The sequence below is a fragment of the Pseudomonas sp. YuFO20 genome (assembly GCF_035064975.1).
In the GTDB taxonomy this organism is placed as follows: domain Bacteria; phylum Pseudomonadota; class Gammaproteobacteria; order Pseudomonadales; family Pseudomonadaceae; genus Aquipseudomonas; species Aquipseudomonas putida_AE.
This window is the reverse complement of record NZ_JAXDEO010000023.1, coordinates 89,745-106,593: the sequence shown is the minus strand read 5'-3', so window position 1 is coordinate 106,593 and position 16,849 is coordinate 89,745. Positions and strand designations below refer to the sequence as shown.

Annotated in this window: 13 protein-coding genes; 5 read left to right on the top strand and 8 right to left on the bottom strand. The window is 59.0% G+C overall.

The window, feature by feature from the left end; all coding sequences use genetic code 11:
• The 3 genes from SOP85_RS15125 to yjiA all read left to right on the top strand — a co-directional run.
• On the top strand, positions 1 to 1,589 hold a 1,589-nt coding region (locus SOP85_RS15125), incomplete at its 5' end, for a carbon starvation CstA family protein (RefSeq protein WP_323627378.1).
• A gap of 15 nt (positions 1,590 to 1,604) precedes the next feature.
• A complete protein-coding gene (locus SOP85_RS15120) occupies positions 1,605 to 1,802 on the top strand; it encodes a YbdD/YjiX family protein (RefSeq protein ID WP_007895266.1) in 198 nt (65 codons plus the stop codon).
• 123 nt (positions 1,803 to 1,925) lie between these two features.
• A complete protein-coding gene (gene yjiA, locus SOP85_RS15115; RefSeq protein WP_323627377.1) occupies positions 1,926 to 2,897 on the top strand; it encodes a GTPase in 972 nt (323 codons plus the stop codon).
• Here the strand turns inward: yjiA and SOP85_RS15110 are convergent.
• From SOP85_RS15110 to SOP85_RS15080, 7 genes are all read right to left on the bottom strand, one after another.
• Positions 2,894 to 3,583: a GntR family transcriptional regulator gene (locus tag SOP85_RS15110; protein WP_323627376.1), complete on the bottom strand. Its 690-nt coding sequence runs from the start codon at positions 3,581 to 3,583 to the stop codon at positions 2,894 to 2,896. The two genes, yjiA and SOP85_RS15110, sit on opposite strands and share 4 nt — an antisense overlap.
• 25 nt (positions 3,584 to 3,608) lie before the next feature.
• The gene (locus SOP85_RS15105) at positions 3,609 to 4,313 is read right to left on the bottom strand and encodes a FadR/GntR family transcriptional regulator (RefSeq protein ID WP_274074523.1); all 705 of its coding nucleotides are present in this window, start codon (positions 4,311 to 4,313) and stop codon (positions 3,609 to 3,611) included.
• 65 nt (positions 4,314 to 4,378) lie between these two features.
• Entirely contained in the window at positions 4,379 to 5,692 is a 1,314-nt protein-coding gene (locus tag SOP85_RS15100) for a C4-dicarboxylate transporter DctA (RefSeq protein ID WP_323627375.1), read from the bottom strand.
• Positions 5,693 to 5,949: 257 nt separating this feature from the next.
• Positions 5,950 to 6,498, bottom strand: a complete 549-nt coding sequence (locus SOP85_RS15095; RefSeq protein ID WP_323627374.1) for a hypothetical protein — start codon at positions 6,496 to 6,498, stop codon at positions 5,950 to 5,952.
• A 42-nt stretch (positions 6,499 to 6,540) separates the two neighbouring features.
• Positions 6,541 to 7,107, bottom strand: coding sequence for a hypothetical protein (locus SOP85_RS15090; RefSeq protein ID WP_323627372.1), 567 nt, complete (start codon positions 7,105 to 7,107; stop codon positions 6,541 to 6,543).
• 268 nt (positions 7,108 to 7,375) lie between these two features.
• Complete coding sequence (gene glyA, locus SOP85_RS15085; RefSeq protein WP_077185842.1) at positions 7,376 to 8,629, bottom strand: serine hydroxymethyltransferase; 1,254 nt, start codon at positions 8,627 to 8,629, stop codon at positions 7,376 to 7,378.
• Between the two features lie 240 nt (positions 8,630 to 8,869).
• Positions 8,870 to 12,658 carry a sensor domain-containing protein gene (locus tag SOP85_RS15080; RefSeq protein ID WP_274074606.1) on the bottom strand — a complete coding sequence of 1,263 codons (3,789 nt, stop codon included), beginning with the start codon at positions 12,656 to 12,658 and terminating at the stop codon, positions 8,870 to 8,872.
• A 346-nt stretch (positions 12,659 to 13,004) separates the two neighbouring features.
• Between SOP85_RS15080 and ettA the strand changes: the two genes are divergently transcribed.
• A complete protein-coding gene (gene ettA, locus SOP85_RS15075; RefSeq protein WP_008058240.1) occupies positions 13,005 to 14,669 on the top strand; it encodes an energy-dependent translational throttle protein EttA in 1,665 nt (554 codons plus the stop codon).
• Positions 14,670 to 15,016: 347 nt separating this feature from the next.
• On the top strand, positions 15,017 to 16,354 hold the full coding sequence (gene gdhA / locus SOP85_RS15070) for an NADP-specific glutamate dehydrogenase (protein WP_274074527.1): 1,338 nt from the start codon (positions 15,017 to 15,019) through the stop codon (positions 16,352 to 16,354).
• Here gdhA and SOP85_RS15065 read toward each other — a convergent pair.
• Positions 16,351 to 16,845 carry a GreA/GreB family elongation factor gene (locus tag SOP85_RS15065; RefSeq protein WP_323627371.1) on the bottom strand — a complete coding sequence of 165 codons (495 nt, stop codon included), beginning with the start codon at positions 16,843 to 16,845 and terminating at the stop codon, positions 16,351 to 16,353. The genes gdhA and SOP85_RS15065 overlap by 4 nt on opposite strands.
• Between the last annotated feature and the right edge of the window lie 4 nt (positions 16,846 to 16,849).

Here is a 16,849-nt window from a genome sequence, read left to right as displayed (position 1 = left end):
GCATCCCCGGCACCATCGCGCTGTTCGGCTGCTTCCTGATCATGATCATCATCCTCGCGGTGCTGGCGCTGATCGTGGTGAAAGCCCTGGCCGAGAGCCCGTGGGGGATCTTCACGGTGATGGCGACCATCCCGATCGCGATGTTCATGGGCATCTACATGCGCTACATCCGCCCGGGCCGCATCGGTGAGATTTCCGTGATCGGCGTATTGCTGCTGCTGGGGTCGATCTGGCTGGGTGGGCAGATTGCTGCGGATCCGGTCTGGGCCAAGGCCTTCACCTTCAATGGCGTTCAGATTACGTGGATGCTGGTCGGTTACGGTTTCGTGGCAGCTTCGTTACCGGTCTGGCTGATCCTGGCACCGCGTGACTACCTGTCGACGTTCCTGAAAATCGGCACCATCGTGGCCCTGGCGATCGGCATCCTGATCACCATGCCCGAGCTGAAAATGCCGGCGCTGACCCAATTTGTCGATGGCACTGGCCCGGTGTGGAAGGGCGGTCTGTTCCCGTTCCTGTTCATCACAATCGCCTGTGGCGCGGTCTCGGGTTTCCACGCGCTGATCTCCTCCGGCACCACGCCGAAACTGCTGGATAACGAGGTTAACTCCCGTTACATCGGTTATGGCGCCATGCTGATGGAATCCTTCGTGGCCATCATGGCCATGGTCGCCGCATCGGTGATCGAGCCAGGCGTGTACTTCGCCATGAACAGCCCCGCCGCAGTTGTGGGCGGTGACGTGATGGCTGTGGCGCAAACCGTCAGCAGCTGGGGTTTTGCAATCACCCCGGAAGCGCTGCAGGCAGTAGCGCACGACATCGGTGAAACCACCATCCTGGCCCGTGCCGGCGGTGCACCGACCCTGGCGGTCGGCATCGCGCAGATCCTGCACAGTGTGCTGCCGGGTGAAAACACCATGGCGTTCTGGTACCACTTCGCGATCCTGTTCGAAGCGCTGTTCATCCTGACCGCGGTGGACGCCGGTACCCGTGCCGGCCGTTTCATGCTGCAGGACCTGCTCGGCTCCTTCGTGCCCGCGCTCAAGCGCACCGAGTCCTGGGCCGCCAACCTGATCGCCACCGCCGGCTGCGTGGCGATGTGGGGCTGGTTGCTGTATCAAGGCGTGATCGATCCGCTGGGTGGTATCAATACCCTGTGGCCGCTGTTCGGCATCTCCAACCAGATGCTCGCCGGTATCGCGCTGATGCTCGGCACCGTGGTATTGATCAAGATGAAACGCCAGCGGTATGTCTGGGTCACCATGCTGCCTGCGGTATGGTTGCTGATCTGCACCACCACCGCCGGCTTCATCAAGCTGTTCGATGCCAACCCGGCGATCGGCTTCCTGGCCCTGGCGAAAAAATACAGCGATGCCCTGGCCAACGGCCAGATTCTCGCCCCGGCCAAGGACATCACTCAAATGCAGCACGTGATCTTCAACGCCTACACCAACGCCACGCTGACCGCGTTGTTCCTGTTCGTGGTATTCAGCATCCTGTTCTACGCACTCAAGGTCGGTATTTCTGCCTGGGGTACGAAAGAACGCACGGACAAGGAAGCGCCGTTCCAGGCGCTTCCGGATGCGTAACCAGAGGATTGCAGCATGTTCAATGACCTGAGTCGCCTCGGTAAATACCTCGGTCAGGCAGCGCGCCTGATGGTCGGCATGCCCGACTACGACAATTACGTCGAGCATATGCAAACAAAGCACCCGGACAAACCGGTGATGAGCTACGAGATGTTCTTTCGGGAACGCCAGGAAGCTCGTTACGGTGGCAAGGGTGGGCCGAAGTGTTGTTGATACAACACGCCTAGGCGACACACCACTGTAGGAGCCCGGCTTGCCGGCGAAAGCGATCTTCCGGACGCCTTCGCCGGCAAGCCGGGCTCCTACAGTTTTATCAGCGCATGGGAGATTTTCGTTTTGCTCACTCCAATCCCGGTCACGATCCTCAGCGGCTTCCTCGGCGCCGGCAAAACCACGCTGTTGCGCCACATGCTCAAAGCCGAGCATGGCCTGAAAATCGCCGTGATCGAAAATGAATTCAGCGACGCCGGCATCGACACCCAACTGTTGGGTGACGAGCCGGTTCAAGTCATGACGCTGTCCAACGGCTGCGTCTGTTGCACGATCCACACCGACCTGACCAAGGCCCTGTATCTGCTGCTCGAACGTCTCGACAGTGGCGAAATCGCCTTCGACCGCCTGGTGATCGAGTGCACCGGCCTCGCCGACCCGGCTCCGGTGGCGCAAACCTTCTTCATCGACGAGGAGCTGCGCGAGCGCTACATCCTCGACGGCATCATCACCTTGGTAGACGCGGCACACGCCGAGCAGCATCTGACCCAGACCATCGCCCAGGCGCAAATCGGTTTCGCCGACCGGCTGCTGGTGAGCAAGCGTGATCTGGTGGACGAACCTGCGTTCACCGCGTTGAGCGAACGCCTGACCCGTATCAATCGCCGTGCACCGATCCGTGTGGTCGACCACGGCAAGATCGACCTGGCCGAACTGCTCGACGTGCGTGGTTTCAATCTCAATGCCGACCTTGGTGGTGGCGTGAGTTTGCGCCCGGTCAGTCAGGCGCCGTCCGTCGACCGTATATCCAGCCTGGTGCTGCGCACCGACAAGCCGCTGGATATCGACAAGCTCAGCGAGTTCATGAACGAACTGCTGGAAGACCACGGCAAGCAACTGCTGCGCTACAAGGGCGTTTTGAACATCCTCGGCGAACCGCGCCGCATGGTGTTTCAGGGGGTTCTTAAGTTGTACGGTTTCGACTGGGACACCGAGTGGGCCGACGATGAAGCGCGCGAAAGCGTGATCGTGTTCATTGCCGATGATTTGCCGGAAGAAAAGATTCGCGAGGGGTTCGCTCGAGTGGCGGCGAACTAACCGGCAATACGCTTGCGGTTGGAGAGCGGTTGAGCGTTCAGCAATACCGCCTCCAGATAATCCAGATGCCGGTTAAGTAATGTCGCTGCCATCACGGCATCCCTACGCGTTAGCGCATCCACTATTTTCTCGTGCACCTGCCAGGCGCAATAGTCCTCCCCGCACACCTCAAGTTGCGCAATCGCCAGCGAACTCGGTGGCACCAGGCTGCCGAGAAAATGCGCCAACGGTGCATTGCCCGCCATTTCTGCCAACTGTAGGTGAAACTCTCCTGACAGACGTATTGCCCGGCCACGCTCAGTGCATTGACGCTCGCGATCGACCAACGCGCTCAGGCGCTTCAAGGCTTGCGTGCAGGGCCGCTGGCAGGCCAGCTTCACCAGCATGAGCTCGGTCAGTCGCCGCGCATGCAGCGTTTGCCGAACTTGATCGACACTGAGCGCCGCTACACGGGGGCGATGATTGACCCGCAGAATAATGATCTGCTGATGGGACAGTCGCATCAGCACATCACGCATGTCACTGCGCCTTGCACCGAACATTTGCGCCAGGCTTTCTTCGGTAAAGCGACTGGTCTCATGGATGCGCTGTTCAAGAATGGCGTCGAGGACCCGCGAGTACAGATCATCCGCCGCCGGTGGAAAGGGCAGGGTGGTAAGCGTTTGCGGTGAAACGAAGCTGTTCATGGCCAATCTCCAGTTCGAAGAGGGTTCAACTGCCAAGGTTGTCGTCCGGGATGTTCAGTTCAATGCCCATGCGCTGGCCCTCGCGAAGGATGTGCCGACGCATCTCGGCACTGGCCTGGGCGCTGTTCTTGCTGCGGATCGCCCGCACCACCGCTTCGTTTTCTTCGAGGCGTTCGGCCAGATGTTCCGGGGAATTGCGCAGCACTTCGGCGCTTTGCTTGAGCGCATTGCTGGTCTGCTGGACCACGCTCTGGAAGATCGGGTTCGAGGTCAGGGTGAAGAGTTCTTCGTGGAACGCAATGTAGGCGCTCACCCCGGCTTCGCTGTCGTTGGCCTCCAAGGCTTCGCGCATGTCCATCAGGGTCAGGCGCAGTTGCCCGACTTCCTTGCTGCTGATCGACTGCGCCACCAGGCCGACGATGAACGGCTCAAGGGTGTAGCGCAGTTGCAGTACGTCTTCCAGGCTTGCGGCGGCCACGGCACTGTCGTGCTGTTGGCTGTCGGCAAGATTGGCCTCCAGGACCACCACCCCTTTACCCGGCATGGACCGCACCAGACCGAGGGTTTCGAGCACGATGACGGCTTCTCGCAGGCTGGGGCGGCTGATACCCAGTTGTTCGGCCAACTCGCGTTGCCCTGGCAGCATGTCACCGGAACGCCATTGACCGCGGGCCAGCGCGGCCCGAAGTTTTTCTACGACTGAATTTACAACGGTCGACGAGGTAATCACTGTTCGCTCCATGAGCTCAAAAACGGTTTTGGCCATGCCTGCCCGGGAGCAGGCACGGCGTTCATTCAAAATTCCTGCTGATGGGCCGCAGCCACCGGTTTTCTCGGCTGGAAGGTATAACCCACCTGGCCGGAAAGCACTTTGTTCGCCCGCTCCACATCGATGTCTTTTTCCCAGCGAGCGATCGCCACGGTGGCCACGCAGTTGCCGATCAGGTTGGTCAGGGCCCGGCCGATCCCCATGAACCAGTCCACGGCCAACACCAGCACCAGGCCCACCACGGGAATCGCCGGGATTGCCGTCAGCGTGGCCGCCAGAATCACCAGGGCCGAACCCGGGATGCCGTGTGCGCCTTTGGAGGTGATCAAGGACACCAATAGAATCGTCAGCAAGTCGGTCATGGCCAGCGGCGTGCCGGTGGCATTGGCGATGAACACGATGGCCAGGGTCAGGTAGATCGAGAAACCGTCGAGGTTGAATGAATATCCGGTGGGAATCACCAGCCCGACCGTAGAACTGCCGATACCCAGATGCTCAAGCTTGCGCATGATTTGTGGCAGCACGGCGTCTGACGAGGCGGTGCCCATGACGATCAGCAGTTCTTCGCGCAGGTACCTGAGCAAAGGCCACATCTTCAGGCCGGAAAGACGCATGACCAGGCCGAGAATCAGCGCCACGAAGGCCACGCAGGTCAGGTAAAACAGGCCGACCAGACTGCCCAGATGCTGCAGCGAGTCCAGGCCGTATTTGCTGGTGGTGAAGGCGATCGCGCCGAATACGCCGATCGGTGCCAGTCGCACGATCATGCCCATGATGCGGAAGATCACATGGCTGAGTTCGTTGATCAGTCGCGAAATGCCCGACGCCGCTTCTCCCACCAGATTCAGGGCGCTGCCGAACAACACCGAGAACAGCAGGACTTGCAGGATGTTGTTATCGGCAAATGCACCGATCACCGAGGTCGGAATCAGGTCCATCAGGAACTGTGTGGTGGTGTGCATGTGCTGGCCGCGCTGGGCGATATCGCCCATGTCAGCCGCAGAAAGCTGTTCCAGATGAATGTTCGCGCCACTGCCGATACCGGTGCTGAAGGCGAACACCAGGCCGATCACCAGGGCAATGGTGGTCAAGACTTCAAAATAGATCACGGATTTCAGGCCGATACGGCCGACCTTCTTCAGGTCGCCGGCACCGCTGATGCCGCTGACCACGACGCAGAACACGATCAGGCCGATGAGCATCTTGATCAGCTTGATGAAACCGTCGCCGAGGGGTTTGAGCTGAGCGGAGTATTCGGGAAGGGTCAGCCCGCAGACGATGCCGAGCACCAGTCCGAGAACCACTTGGAGGAAGATTGAACGCGAGCACCATCTGAGCATGGGAGGAATCCTGGTCGGTGTCCTGGCTGCCGAGTTTGAGGGCTTTCGGCTTCAGGACTTAATTATTGTGGTCTTACCGGTATGTCCAGTGCAGGCGCAGTCTAGGCGTGGATTTCGGGTGATCGCAAGGGAAAATTTTGAAATTGGCATGACCGGTCTTACCAGTTGAATGGCAAGGCCCGGTCTTGAGCGGTTTGGGTCTGTGAAAAAAATCGAATCGGGTTCAAGGGGGAAGTCGAGGCGCTTACGGATCAGTTTTAGACTTCGTCCGGATTGTCGACATAAGAGGCATTGCGCTCGATGATGTTCAGGTGAAAGACCAGGTTGCTCCCGCCTCCGCCTGCATTGACATGATGACCATCGTGGGAATACATATATTTCGTACCGGTAAGCGGGACCCCATGAGTGGTCTGGATCGTTAAGGACAATTTATTGGAAGAGATGTCATCCAATGTAATCACGTTGCCGTTTTTGTCGAGAAGGTTGAAATTGGCAGCGTCTTTATTTTCTGTTGCAATAATGGTTTTGTATTTGTTCATGCCTAGGATGCTTCCGTAATAGGCGCCTGGCGTGCGTATGTAAATATGGTAGTGGTTTGCGGTGCACCTGAAATAAAATCTTAATGTGTTGTTGGGGTTTTTGCTGTCCGCAAAAAGATAGTTGGAAATATCTAGTGTGCCTTCGTACTTATAATGCTTAGGGGGTTGCATGGTGACTTTTTTGTTATGGGTCAGTCGAGGGAAGTGCAGGTGACCGAAATTGGTGGACAGTTCGGCAATGAAGGATTTTTGACGATCGGTGCTCATTTTATCTTCCTTGATAAAGTTTCAACTGTTGGTTGGAGTTACTTAGATTTCATCTGGGGTGCTTAGGTAAGTCGCATTTCTTTCATGAATTTTCAATCTGCAAAGCAGGGGTGTCTGTCCCTTGTTGGCGATGTATGTGTACTTTGAGCCGTATAGATTTTGGCGGTGGAGGAGGCCGGATCCACTGACTTGGATGTAGGTCTCCAGGCTGTCTTCCCTGATGTCGTCCAGTGTCATAGCCCTGTTGTGACGATTGATCAAGTTGAATGTCGTGGAACCGGCAATGGGGAATGCGCCGACAAACCCGGATGTATCGACACTGATGCATTTTCCGAAATACGGGCCTGGCGTCCGGATATAGAGTCTGTAGCCATAATTTGTATATCTGAAATAGAGTAATAGGCCGGGTATGGCATCTGCCGAAATTTCAGGGTGCAGCCCAAGCCGGTGGGAGTCGTCTCTGCGTTGTGGTGGGCCGGTAAAAAAGCCACCACTGGCAAATACACTACTGGCGATGGCTGGCTCGCCATGTAGCAAGTCGAGAAAGTGCAGCGGTATGTTGTCTGTGCCTAGTGTGGCAATAAATGATTTTTGCCGGTCTGTAGTCATTGTCTTGTCTCGCTATTCGTTTGGTTGTAGCGCTTGTTTGAGTGGGTTTGTGCTCAAGCTGAAAGTGCTTTCCTTGGAATATAGCGATTCTAATAAAAGTGGCGTGATTTAAATTAAGGCAGGGTTTTTCCAGGGTTTTATTAAATGGCTGGTTGCCGTTTTGTTAGTTTGTCTGGAATGTCGACGTCGCGGGTTATAAAAGAATTGACGCATAAAAAACCCGACCACAGAGGGTCGGGTTTTTGTCTGGCTCGGTAAAGCGCTGTAATTAAGCGCCGTACACCGGCAGCTTCTTGCAGATCGCCTTGACCTTCTCACGAACGGCATCGATCACCGCTTCGTTGTTCAGGTCCGCCAGGATGTCGCAGATCCAGCCGGCCAGTTCCTTGCACTCTGCTTCCTTGAAGCCGCGAGTGGTCACAGCCGGGGTGCCGAAGCGCAGGCCGGAGGTGACGAACGGGGAGCGTGGGTCGTTTGGCACGGAGTTCTTGTTCACGGTGATGAACGCTTTGCCCAAGGCGGCGTCGGCGTCTTTACCGGAGATTTCCTGCTTGATCAGCGACAGCAGGAACAGGTGGTTTTCAGTACCACCGGAAACCACGTCGAAACCGCGCTCGATGAACACGCCGGCCATGGCCTTGGCGTTTTTCACCACTTGTTGCTGGTAAGCCTTGAACTCAGGCTGCAGCGCTTCCTTGAAGCAGATCGCTTTAGCGGCGATCACGTGCTCCAGCGGGCCGCCCTGGGCGCCTGGGAATACGGCGGAGTTCAGCTTCTTCTCGATGTCGGCGTTGGCGCGAGCCAGGATCAGGCCGCCACGTGGACCGCGCAGGGTCTTGTGGGTGGTGGTGGTCACCACGTCAGCGAATGGAACCGGGTTCGGGTAGACGCCAGCGGCGACCAGACCGGCCACGTGGGCCATGTCGACGAACAGGTAGGCACCCACCTTGTCGGCGATTTCACGGAAGCGCGGGAAGTCGAGGATCTGCGAGTAGGCAGAGAAACCGGCCACGATCATTTTTGGCTTGTGTTCAACAGCCAGGCGCTCGACTTCGTCGTAGTCGATCAGGCCGTTGGCATCGATGCCGTACTGGATGGCGTTGTACAGCTTGCCGGAGGACGAAACGCTGGCACCGTGGGTCAGGTGACCGCCGTGGGCCAGGCTCATGCCCAGGATGGTGTCGCCAGCCGACAGCAGGGCCAGGTAAACGGCGCTGTTGGCTTGGGAGCCGGCGTGTGGCTGAACGTTGGCGTAATCGGCGCCGAACAGTTCTTTTGCACGGTCGATGGCCAACTGCTCTACGACGTCGACGTACTCGCAACCACCGTAGTAGCGCTTGCCCGGGTAGCCTTCGGCGTACTTGTTGGTGAGTACCGAGCCTTGAGCTTCCATCACCGCGGGGCTGGTGTAGTTTTCCGAAGCGATCAGCTCAATGTGCTCTTCCTGGCGCTGAGCTTCTTGCTCCATGGCGGCAAAGAGATCGGCGTCGTACTTGGCAATAGTCAAATCACGGCTGAACATGGCGGTCCTCAAGGATCGGGGGCGGAAAAGGGGGGCATTCTAACCCAATGGGTTTTGGAAGGCATATGAAACGACATCATGTCGCAGACAAGTGGGCTTCATGACGGGATCAGTGGTGATCGTGCCGGCCCAATCGCCAGCAGGCTGGCTCCCACAGAAGTCGCGACAGCCTGCAAATTCCCTGGCCGACCTAAATTCTTGTGGGAGCCAGCCTGCTGGCGATGGCATCCCCACAAAATTTCAGTCGAACATGAAGAGGGCATCATTGCTGAACTGCACTTCAAAGGTATTGGCTGGCATCGGCCGCCCGAACAGGTATCCCTGGACCTCGTCGCAACCGTGTTCCCTGAGGAAATCAAGCTGCTCCTGGGTTTCCACACCCTCGGCGATCACCGCCAGGTTGAGGCTGTGGGCCATGGCGATGATCGCCCGGGCGATCTGCGCGTCCTGTTCGCCCGACGGCAGGCCGTCGACGAAGGTGCGGTCGATTTTCAGGACGTCGATCGGGAACTGCTTGAGGTAGTTGAGTGATGAGTAGCCCGTGCCGAAGTCGTCGACCGCGATGCTCAGGCCAAGGTTTTTCAAGCCGGCGAGAATCTGCATGGCTTCGCTGACTTCGCGCATCAGGATACTTTCGGTCAGCTCCAGCTCCAGGCACGCCGGCGGCAGTCCGGTGTCCTTCAGGATGTTGGCGATCCGTGTGCCGAGCTGGCCGTCGGAGAACTGCCGGGCGGAGATGTTCACCGACACCTTCGGCACGCGCACCTTGGCCTGATGCCAGGTCTTGAGCTGACGGCAGGCCTCGCTGATCACCCAATCGCCGACATCCACCACCAGGCCGAGCTCTTCGAGCACCGGGATGAAGTCCCCCGGCGGCACCAGGCCGCGGCGCGGATGACGCCAGCGCAGCAGGGCTTCGGTGCCGGTCAGGCGTTTACCATCGCCGCTGAATTGCGGTTGGTAATACAACACGAATTCGTTCTGTTCCAAGGCGTGTCGCAGGTCGCTTTCCAGTTCCAGGCGCTCCAGGGCGCTGGCGTTCATGTCCGCCTGATAGAACTGGAAGTTGTTCTTGCCGCGTTCCTTGGCGTGGTACATCGCGGTGTCGGCGTTTTTCATCAGTTGGCTGAGTTCATTGCCGTCCTGCGGGCTCAGGGCGATGCCGATACTGGCCGTGACGAAGAACTCGCGGCCTTCGAGCACGAAGGGTTTGACCAGGCTGGCGAGAATCTGCTCTGCCACGTGAATCGCCCGGTTCAGGGCGATTTCACGGTTGGCCCGTGGTTGCAGGAGCAAGGTGAATTCATCGCCGCCCATGCGCGCTACGGTGTCGTCGTCGTCGACGCAACCGAGCAGGCGCGTGGCCATTTCCTTGAGCATGCGATCACCGGCGGCGTGGCCCAGGGAATCGTTGATCGGCTTGAAGCGGTCCAGGTCGAGGAACATCAACACCACCCAGGACTTCTGCCGCTCGGCGGCTTGCAGCGCGGTGTGCAGGCGATCCTGGAACAGCGTGCGGTTGGGCAGGTGGGTCAGGGCGTCGTAATAGGCCAGGCGGTGAATCCGTTGTTCACTGGCCTTGCGTTCGCTGATGTCGCTGAAAAAACACACGTAACTGGCCAGGTCGCCTTCATCGTCCAGTACCGCGGTTATGCCGACCCAGGCCGGATAATGCTCGCCATTGCGGCGCCTGAGCCACACTTCGCCTTCCCAGGTGCTGTGCTGGTTCAGTTGCTTGAGCACGTAGCGCAAATGGGCTTCCTGCTGCTCGTCGACGGTGAGCATGTTCGGCAACTGGTCGAGTACCTGTTCCACGGCATAACCGCTGACACGGCTGAAGGCTTCGTTGGCCTGGACGATATAGCCGGCCGGGTCGGTGATCAGGATCGCCGAGGTCGAGTGCTCGAATACCGTGGCGGCCATTCGCAGGTCTTTCTCGGCCCGGCGTTGCTGGCTGATGTCGCGACCGACCCCCAGCACGCCTTCGAACGCACCGTGTTCGTCCCAGACCAATACCAGGCGCAGTTCGATGGGAATCTTGCGCCCGTCGGCGCGCAGGCAGTCGAACAGAAACAGTTGGGTTTGCACCTGGCTGCGCAACAGGGCCAGTTGTTCGGGTTTATCCAGCGCCTTGCTGACGCGATCCATCAAGTGGTAGATGCCGCTCAGCTGTTGCGGATTGGCAATGGTCGATTGCCAGCCATTCTGGAAAATCCACTCCGCTTCATAGCCCAGCACTGCCTGCACCGACGGGCTGACATAGTTGAGCGCCATGCGGTTGTCGGTGGAGAAAATCACGTCGCTGATGCTTTCAGCGAGCATCCTGTAGCGCTGCTCGCTGTCGCGCAGCGACTCACTGGCTTCAATCTGCTCGGTAACGTCCTTGGCCACGCCGATGATGCGGGTGACCTGGTCATGCTTGTCCCGTGCCAGTGCCTGCTCGCGAATGTCGAAGCGCCGCCATTCGCCGTCACGGTGGCGAAAGCGCAACTGGCACTGCATCAATTGGCTGTAACCGCCTTGCCGCTGGCTCTGGCGCGAGCGGTGGTAGTAGTCGGCATCGTCGGGGTGAAGGAGGATTTCCCAGAAGTACTCGCCCATCTGCTGCAGTTCAGTGCGGTTGTAGCCCAGCGTCTGGCCCAGATGGTGGTTGCTGAAGATCATTCGCTGGCTGATCACGTCTTGCACGTACAGGTGATCGGGCACGGTCCGCACGACGTCGGACCAGAAGCCTTCGCGCTCCTGCAGCGACAGCTCGATGAGCTTGCGGCTGGTGATATCGGTGATGCTCAGGATCACGGCCTTGAAGTCGTCCGGGTTTTGCGGCAGGCGCAACACCAGCCACAGGTGCTGGTCACGACCCCCGGCGTCCTGCAGCTTGATTTCCAGTTCAAGCTGCTGCTGTTGCTTGTGCACCGCTTCGAGGACCTGATTGCCGATGGCGCTGCCCGCCACGGGGTTGCCATCGATCAGCAGGTTCCACACTTGCTCACAGGTGTTGACGTTCAGCAGTTGCAGGGCGACCTGATTGACCTCGGTGATGCGCAGTTCCTGCAACAATTGCCGGCGCAGGTTTGGTGTCCCCAGCCAGGTTTGCAGTTGCTCGTCGCGCAGCAACTGAGCCTTGTCGAACAGGCTGCGCAGGCCCGACATGTCGAGGACGCACAGGGCCACGCCGGTGCCTTCGAAAATCTCCTGGTAGCGTCGGCGACCTTCGTGCAGTTGGCGCTGGCGACGGCGCATGTTCAGCAGGACGATGAACGGCAACATGGAAAAGGCCAGGCCCAGCAGGCATTTGCCGATGAAGGCCGGCAGCAGTTCCTCGAGTACTCGCTGACGATCGAACAGGCCTCGTAGTTGCCAGTCGCTGCCGCTCAGTGGGACGGTCAGTACGCTGTTGGCCACATCGTCCTGGGTCAGGGTGCCCGGGTTGACCTGCGGCAACGCCTGGTCGCGGCTGATGATCTGGTGATTGAAGCGGTTTTCCACCAACCACAGCGGAGCCGCCGCCGTTTCATTGAGCTTGGTCAGGGAGGCGAAAAACGTCGGTTTGAAGCGCAAGGCCCAATAGCCGCGGTTGCTGCCGCTGGATTGATGCAACAGCAGATGCACTCGCGAGCCGTCGATGGCGTTGCTGTAATAGTGGGGTTGTGCGCGACTGCGGCGCACCAGTTCCGCCAGATAGTCGGCATCTTCGCGGGTGCCAACCGTGTCACTGAGGATTCTTCCCGAGGGACTGAGCAGTGCGAGGCTCAGCAGGTCGGGCAGGGATTTTTGCAGTTTGCGCTGCAAGTCCAGTAGCTCGTCGGCACTTTGCGGCTGCTCGACAATCGGTAGCAGGTTGAGGGCGATCTGCGCGTTGAGCGCCATGTTCAGGCTGACTTGCGTGGCCAGGTCGGCGGTGTAGTCGATGGTGGCCTGTCGCTTGCTCTTCTGGGTTTCGCGCAGCTGATCCAGCAATTGCCAGAACAGCAATGCGAGCAGCAGCAACACCAGCATCGCCAAAGCGCCCTTGAGTGTGCCGCGCATGGGCGAGCCGGGTGCAACAGTCGGTGCACGGGTGATCAGGGACGGAGGGACACTGGACAAACTGTAATCCTGCGGTTTGGCTGGACTGGCGCGACGTGCACTATAAGCCGGACGCCCGAAGGGCGGCTAGCATGCCTTGAGTTGTGGCAAAGTGCCAGTCCCGCTCGGCTGGACTGCCATCTGTCATTAAGGTAGCTTTGCCGGTTACGCGGGAGCGTTCCAGCTCCTAGAATCAGACTTTTTTCAGCGCATACGCATTGGCCTCTTCAAACGTACAGCGCGCATGGTCTGGCCAGGCTTCGCCTGCACCCTAATCATTTCATCAGTCACTGACCCAAGGTTCTCCATGGCTCAATACGTATTCACCATGCATCGGCTGGGCAAAGTTGTTCCACCGAAGCGGGAAATCCTGAAAAACATCTCCTTGTCGTTCTTCCCGGGCGCCAAGATCGGCGTGCTCGGCCTCAACGGTTCGGGTAAGTCCACCCTGTTGAAAATCATGGCAGGCGTCGACACCGAGTTCGACGGCGAAGCCCGTCCGATGCCGGACCTGAACATCGGCTACCTGCCGCAAGAGCCGCAACTGGACCCGACCAAGACCGTGCGTGAAGTGGTCGAGGAAGCGGTCAGCGTGATCAAGGACGCCCAGGCACGCCTGGACGAGGTCTACGCGGCCTACGCCGATCCGGATGCCGACTTCGACAAGCTGGCAGCCGAACAGGCCAAGCTCGAAGCCATCCTGCAGGCCAGCGACGGCCACAACCTGGAGCGTCAGCTGGAAGTCGCCGCCGATGCGCTGCGCCTGCCGGCCTGGGATGCCAAGGTTGAAGTCCTCTCCGGTGGTGAAAAACGTCGCGTGGCCCTGTGCCGCCTGCTGCTGTCCGCCCCGGACATGCTGCTGCTCGACGAACCGACCAACCACCTGGACGCCGATTCGGTTGCGTGGCTGGAGCACTTCCTGCACGACTTCCCGGGCACCGTGGTCGCGATCACGCACGACCGTTACTTCCTGGACAACGTCGCTGGCTGGATTCTGGAACTTGACCGCGGCGCGGGCATTCCTTACGAGGGCAACTATTCGGGTTGGCTGGAAGCCAAGTCCGATCGTCTGGCTGCCGAATCCAAGCAGCAGTCGGCTCACGAAAAAGCCATGAAGGAAGAACTGGAGTGGGTGCGCAAAGGCGCCAAGGCCCGCCAGTCGAAATCCAAGGCACGTCTGCAACGCTTCGAAGAAATGCAATCGCAGGAATTCCAGAAGCGCAGCGAAACCAACGAGATCTACATTCCGGCCGGTCCACGCCTGGGCGACAAGGTCATCGAGTTCAAGAACGTCACCAAGGGCTATGGCGATCGCGTGTTGATCGACAACCTGTCGTTCTCCATGCCGAAAGGCGCCATCGTTGGCGTGATCGGCGGTAACGGTGCCGGTAAATCGACCCTGTTCCGCATGCTGATGGGCAAGGAAACTCCGGATTCGGGCAGCATCGAAGTCGGCGAAACCGTGCAGCTGGCCTGCGTCGACCAGAGCCGCGAAGACCTGGACGGCAGCAAGACCGTGTTCCAGCAGATCTCCGACGGTTCCGACCAGATCCGCATCGGCAACTACGAGATCCCGTCGCGCACTTACGTGGGCCGCTTCAATTTCAAGGGCGGTGACCAACAGAAGTTCGTCAAGGACCTGTCCGGTGGTGAGCGTGGTCGCTTGCACCTGGCCCTGACCCTGAAAGAGGGTGGCAACGTCCTGCTGCTCGACGAACCGTCCAACGACCTCGACGTTGAAACCCTGCGTTCCCTGGAAGAAGCCCTGCTGGACTTCCCGGGCGCCGCCATTGTGATCTCCCACGATCGGTGGTTCCTTGACCGCGTCGCGACTCACATCCTGGCGTACGAAGACGACTCGCAAGCGGTGTTCTTCGAAGGTAACTACACCGAATACGAAGCCGATCGCAAAAAGCGTCTTGGCGAAGCCGCTGCCCAGCCGCACCGGGTACGCCACAAGAAACTGGCCTGATTTGGGTTGGTTGCATGAAAAAGCGGAGCCTTCGGGCTCCGTTTTTTTTAGCGTGTTTATTAACTGGCACCGAGTCTCGTTCTTCGCGAGCAAGCCCGCTCCCACCTCTTGAAATGCGTTCCCCTGTGGGAGCGGGCTTGCTCGCGAAGGCGGGCTAACTGATGGTGCAAAACTGGATTTTGGAATCCCTGTTTGGGTGCAAAAACACCGTGGAAACAGGGTTAATTTATATCCTGTGCACCATTTAATTTCATAAAAGCGACATTCTGCGCTGTTCCTGTGCGCGATTGGTTTGTTAAAGTCCGGCTCAAATCTTCCAACGACAATAAATTTGCCGAGACTTTTCCATGATCGAATCCGTCGACTCTTTCCTTGCCCGCCTGAAAAAACGCGACCCGGACCAGCCTGAATTCCATCAAGCCGTCGAAGAGGTGCTGCGTAGCCTGTGGCCCTTTCTTGAAGCCAATCCACACTATCTGACCTCCGGCATTCTTGAGCGTATCTGCGAGCCTGAGCGGGCCGTCGTGTTCCGCGTGTCCTGGGTCGACGATCACGGCAAGGTGCAGGTCAATCGCGGTTTCCGTATCCAGATGAACAGCGCCATTGGTCCGTACAAGGGCGGTCTGCGTTTCCATCCGTCGGTGAACCTGGGTGTCCTGAAGTTCCTCGCCTTCGAGCAGACCTTCAAGAACTCGCTGACGTCGCTGCCGATGGGCGGCGGCAAGGGTGGTTCGGATTTCGACCCCAAAGGCAAGAGCGATGCCGAAGTCATGCGCTTCTGCCAGGCCTTCATGAGCGAGCTGTACCGCCACATCGGTGCCGATGTCGACGTGCCGGCCGGTGACATCGGTGTCGGTGCCCGTGAAATCGGCTTCCTGTTCGGTCAGTACAAGCGCTTGAGCAACCAGTTCACCAGCGTGTTGACCGGCAAGGGCCCGAGCTACGGCGGCAGCCTGATCCGCCCTGAGGCCACCGGCTTCGGTTGCGTGTACTTCGCCGAGGAAATGCTCAAGCGTCGCGGTGAAACCGTCGAAGGCAAACGCGTGGCCATCTCGGGTTCCGGCAACGTTGCGCAATACGCTGCGCGCAAGGTCATGGACCTGGGCGGCAAAGTGATTTCGCTGTCCGACTCCGAAGGCACGCTGTACTGCGAAAGCGGGCTGACCGAGGCGCAATGGCAGGCGGTGCTGGAACTGAAAAACGTCCAGCGCGGACGCATCAGCGAACTGGCCGGTCGTTTTGGCCTGGAGTTCCTGGCTGGCCAGCATCCATGGGGGCTGAGCTGCGACATCGCGCTGCCGTGCGCCACGCAGAACGAACTGGATGCCGATGCGGCACGGGCGTTGCTGCGCAATGGCTGCATCTGTGTGGCGGAAGGCGCGAACATGCCGACCACCCTCGAAGCCGTCGACCTGTTCATCGAGGCAGGCATCCTGTTCGCGCCGGGCAAGGCGTCGAATGCCGGTGGGGTGGCCGTCAGCGGCCTGGAGATGTCGCAGAACGCCATGCGTCTGCTCTGGACTGGTGGTGAGGTGGACAGCAAGCTGCACGCGATCATGCAGTCGATTCACCACGCCTGCGTGCATTACGGGGAAGAAAACGGTCAGGTCAACTACGTCAAGGGCGCGAACATCGCCGGTTTCGTCAAGGTTGCCGACGCCATGCTCGCCCAGGGTGTGGTTTAAGCCGGTTCGATGCGGATGATCTCGATCAGTTGATCGCCGGCAGGGCGTTGCCATAGCACCTCGTCACCGAGTTGCGCTCCGAGCAGCGCCCGGCCCAGCGGAGACCCCCAGTTGATCAGGCCGGCTGGCGCGTCAGCCTGATCTTCCCCCACCAGTTGCACGGTCAGCTCCGTGTCCTGTTCGTCGGCGAAGGTTACTCGACTGCCAATCTGTACTTTTTCCGTTGAGCTCGGGGGCGGTACAAGCTGAGCACTTTGCAGGCGCTGGCTGAAATACCTCAAGTCGCGCTGAAGGTCTGCCTCTCGCTGCTTGTTGGCCAAGTCTCCTTGTGCGCTCAGTTCTCCCAACAGGTTCTGCAACTCGGCGACCTTCGCCTGCAATTGGGCGAGACCAGTGGGCGTAACGTAATTGGGCTGCGCGCTGACCTGCCGTTCAACTGGCTGATCAGCTTGTGCAGCAGCATTATCTTCATTGACGAAGGCACGACTCATGGTT